The 4,167-nt window shown below is 42.7% G+C and carries 3 protein-coding genes and 1 pseudogene; 2 read left to right on the top strand and 2 right to left on the bottom strand.

The window, feature by feature from the left end; all coding sequences use genetic code 11:
* Nucleotides 1–426, top strand: a pseudogene (locus AB4323_RS24070) (IS4 family transposase); the annotation flags it as partial.
* Nucleotides 427–445: 19 nt separating this feature from the next.
* Here the strand turns inward: AB4323_RS24070 and AB4323_RS24065 are convergent.
* Nucleotides 446–1,531, bottom strand: coding sequence for a ParB family protein (locus tag AB4323_RS24065; RefSeq protein ID WP_371995773.1), 1,086 nt, complete (start codon nucleotides 1,529–1,531; stop codon nucleotides 446–448).
* Nucleotides 1,531–2,730, bottom strand: a complete 1,200-nt coding sequence (locus AB4323_RS24060; protein ID WP_016800054.1) for a ParA family protein — start codon at nucleotides 2,728–2,730, stop codon at nucleotides 1,531–1,533. The genes AB4323_RS24065 and AB4323_RS24060 overlap by 1 nt, the downstream gene beginning before the upstream one ends.
* Before the next feature lie 238 nt (nucleotides 2,731–2,968).
* Between AB4323_RS24060 and AB4323_RS24055 the strand changes: the two genes are divergently transcribed.
* Complete coding sequence (locus AB4323_RS24055; protein ID WP_017102338.1) at nucleotides 2,969–4,093, top strand: carbohydrate porin; 1,125 nt, start codon at nucleotides 2,969–2,971, stop codon at nucleotides 4,091–4,093.
* Nucleotides 4,094–4,167 lie beyond the last annotated feature (74 nt).

Raw genomic sequence — 4,167 nt, 5'->3', positions numbered from 1 at the left:
ATGAACATCGTTGGGAAATAGAGCTAGGCTACCGAGAGCAAAAACAATACATGCTTGGAAACCGTCTTACGCTGCGAAGTCGTTTACCAGAGCTGGTCAAGCAGGAGTTATGGGGCATCTTGCTTACTTACAATTTAATCCGATATCAGATGGTCGAGCTCTGCTTCAATTTAAAGGGAAATTACCTTCCTTATCAACTGAGTTTTAACGGCACATTAGCTCATGTATCGGCGTTACTTGTAGGCTTACCTTACTCAACACCAGGAGCAATACCTCGTCAGTTAAAGGGGTTTCACAACATGGCTGAAAGCTTAATACTTGAAGGGCGAAGGGAAAGAACATTCCCTAGAACAGTTAAGCCTAGACCACAGCCGGTATGCTAAGAACAAAAATGCCGTTCACTCACAAGTGAACGGCATTACCTAATTTGAGAGCCTTTATCTTTTTATAAAGTTGATTGGTGGTGTTTACCTAACACTGATTGGATAGCTTTATCGAGTTCAGCTTGGACATCCTTTGATAAGCGACCAAATTCATACGAAAAGTTTCGACCTTTAACACGCTTACGAGCAAACATACCTTTACTGTCGAACTCTGCTAGAGGAGTAATGACAGCTTTGTCTAATTCTTGCTTGGCTTCAACGATCTTTAACTCAACTTTAATGTAAGCAATCAGAGCGTCTTTAGCGTCTTCTTGGCTCTGCTCAGCCTGAGCGTTGACAGCATTATCGGCTATTTTTTTAATGAAGCTGCTCAAGGCTTTCTTGTCATCGGCGAACGCTTTCATCACCTTAGCCAAGAGGGAGTAATCAGCATGAGACAAGTCGTTAACGACAGGGAATAGGGCAATCAGCTTACTGTCAATACTGGCTGCTTTCAGCGCTCGACCTACCGCTTGACGGCTAATATTTAAGATTTTTGCCGCATCTTCTTGAGTTAGCTCACCGTTCTTCATCAGAGTTTGACATTGCAAACCAATTTCACGCTGGTTGTGCTCTTTGGCGGTTTGCAGCTGCTTAGCCAGCGCTTTGGCATCGGTGGTAGAAAGCTCGTTTTGAGTGACTAGAATTCGGAATGTTTTTACACGACCTTCTTGAAATAAAAACCAAGCACGACGGCGAGAGCCATCAAGAATATCAATGCGACCATTAATTTCTCGGCCAACGGCTGGATAGAACTGCTGAAACTCTAACGAGTTCAAATCTTCCAATGATTCTTTGGTTAACAGAGACTGGTCACGACCATTAACATCAAAGGTCACAAATGAGTTCTGCTTAACTTGTTCGTGTGACAGTGTAACTTCATTGAAAATGGCAGTTGAACCAGAAGCTAATTGCCAAACCATTTTCTGGCCAACAGACTCTAATCCAAACTTAGTTCTAAGGTAGTCTTCAGCGTTTTGCCCGCTTTTCTCTAGCTCGGTGCTGAGTTGACTTGTTAGAGTGTCTAAATTTGCTTTGGCCGCTGATTGCTGCGCTTGAGCTGAACCAGGAGCATTGCCTAAAGGGCTCCCGCCACGTTTCTTCGCCATTATTTGTTCTCCTGTTCACGCCAAACGTTCAGAATATCGCGCAAGATCTGACTTGTAACTTCATAGCTGTTTTGTTGCGCGCTTTGGAAAGTTGCTTTGCTTTTCGGGTATTCACTTTTCGACATATCAAACACCGTCGAGAGTAGGGAAGATGACTGACGAACGGCCTCACTATGCTTAAACTCTTTTGAGTACAAGTAAGGAGAGAAGTTGTCGTACAGGTTGTTCATTAATTCGGTAGTGGTTGAGCTATCACGATGGTTAGTCAGTAAGATCTTCATGAAGTCGTAGCCTTCATGGTTGGCGTTCTCTAACAGGGCCCACACCTGAGGAATGTAGCTGAAGTAAGAGCAGGTAGCATCAATGTCGTTTTCGGTAATCGACAATGGGAAGACCACATTCGTTGCGGCAAAATACGCATTGAAGGTTGCATAACCTAGTGAAGGAGGGGTGTCGATAATAATGATATCAAACTCATCTTTTACACTATCGATGATGTCTTTAAGTAGTGAATAAGGTGAATTTAAGGTTTGACTGAATACTTGCTCATGAAACCAGCCTTCCATCGCTCGGTCACTTTGCGCGGCAGGCAAAATGCGCAGGTTTGGAATGGTAGTTTCAAGAAAGGCTTCAGAGATGACTTGATCAACGGTTTCGCCTTCATCGAGGTCGAACGTTTTCATCATCAAGTCACCAACAGACAAGTTACCTTCTTGCTCGGCTTCGGGCGCGTAGTACATCGATAGCGTGGCTTGGCCATCCATATCGATTAGACCAACACGATACTCTTGATGAAACTCGGTCGCTAAACCTGATGCGATAGTCGCGGCAGAAACGGTTTTACCAACACCGCCTTTTTGGTTCTGGATAACCATCACTTGCGCCTTTTGCTGCTCACTGCGTATGAACTTAGCGTCTTTACGTAGATTATCTGGTAGTAAGTTACGTACCTTGTACATTTCCGCGATATCGATCGACCATTGTGAGTCTTCATGACGACGGGGATCTATCGCAGCGGCGGTAACATACCGATCAAGCGTTTTTGCATCAATGCCAAGGTAGGCCGAGGCTTCTGCTCGGGTAAAGTTACGCAGCTCTTTGCGATGATTGGCCAGTAAACGTTGATTACGACGCTGAATGTAAGCGTCTGCACCGATTTTAAGCGCTTGAAATGTGTTTGTAGTGTTTTGATTATCCATTTCTGCCTCCGGGTAGGGATAAGAAATAGTATATACCTCAATTTTTGATGTTGGTATAAAAAATTGAGGTGTTTTCGATTTTAAATAAATGATTGTGACAGGTTGATAAAGGAGAGCGCTTAAATTACCTATTAATTACGAGTATTCATTTTTCAAATCCCTCTTAATAACTCCTGACTAACAATGAAAGTTGAGCTGAGTCGTACAACTTCGATGAAAAAAAAAGGAAGTTATTGATATGATTGAGAATGTAGCATTTACGAAAAAGACTAAGCGTTTTTGGCTAACGCTTGTGGGATCGGTTGTGTTTGTTACGCCAACGTTGATTCATGCGGCTGAAGACCAGGATTTAAAGGGAGCTGTGGATTATTATGTTTTTGGTTTAACGTCCAGTGAGAGCTTGCCGAACAAAGACAGCAGTGCGGCAGCTGGTATTGCACGGATTACATTGAATTGGCGAGCTTACCAAAAAGAGAGTGATACCGGAGCTTTGCAGCTGAGGGTTGATCATAAGCACGGTTATACAGAGAGTACGCCCTCTGAATTTGTCATGGAGAATGTCGGAGGGTTTGGTGTAATCCAACCAGCTTTTAGTGATATAGGTTTAAGGTTAACGAATCTTTATTGGACACAAACCTTTAATAAACAATCTACTGATATGATGGTTGGTTTTTTAGATGCAACTGATTATGTTGATACTTATCAGTTGGGTAACCCTTACTATGGTTTTTCTAACTTACAGTTTAGTACCGGTTCCGGTTCTATCCCAATCCCAGATGAATCAACATTCGGCGGCGTTCTACGCCATATGATGTCGGAAAACTATTATTTTTATGCAAGTTTCTCTGATGCAAAAGCTGATTCGACTAAGCCTTTCGATGGTGTTGAACAGTTCATCAATGATAATCAATATTTTAAGTCCCTAGAAATAGGTTGGGTGGAGTCGAAAGACGATTTTTATTTGAAGAATTCACACCTAACAGTTTGGCACAGTGATGGAAAAGAGAAAGCTAGCGAAAACTATGGCGCAAATTGGTCGTCCATATATAAAACCGGCTCATGGATACCATTTTTCAGAGCCGGTGTCGCGCAAGGACCTGAGGCTCTATACAAATCTTCGGTCGTGTTTGGTACTGGGTATGAGGCAGGACCTGGCATGCTAGGCATCGCCTTGGGTTGGGCTAAGCCCAACTCTGCTAATGTAGCTGATGACTCTTACAACTCTGAAATCTATTACCGAATGAACTGGGGTGCGCTCTCGTTAACTCCTAATGTTCAATATCTTTATTCTTTACCGAAGAACTCAGAAGCTGATGACAGTTGGATTATTGGTTTAAGAGGTAATCTTCACTTTAGTTTCTAGTCTCTCAAAGCTCTCCCGAGCTTGAAATTCGGAAGAGCTTTTCTTCAATATTGCCCTTATAAATAAATTAATTA

The organism is Vibrio sp. 10N.261.52.C11 (assembly GCF_041471405.1).
GTDB lineage: Bacteria > Pseudomonadota > Gammaproteobacteria > Enterobacterales > Vibrionaceae > Vibrio > Vibrio crassostreae_C.
The sequence above is the reverse complement of the archived record's forward strand: the minus strand, read 5'-3'. Positions and strand labels throughout refer to the sequence as shown.

What these genes read in the sequence shown, in the direction of transcription:
- AB4323_RS24065 (WP_371995773.1), bottom strand. Translation starts at nt 1,531, where the DNA reads ATGGCGAAGAAACGTGGCGGGAGCCCTTTAGGCAATGCTCCTGGTTCA.
- AB4323_RS24060 (WP_016800054.1), bottom strand. Translation starts at nt 2,730, where the DNA reads ATGGATAATCAAAACACTACAAACACATTTCAAGCGCTTAAAATCGGT.
- AB4323_RS24055 (WP_017102338.1), top strand. Translation starts at nt 2,969, where the DNA reads ATGATTGAGAATGTAGCATTTACGAAAAAGACTAAGCGTTTTTGGCTA.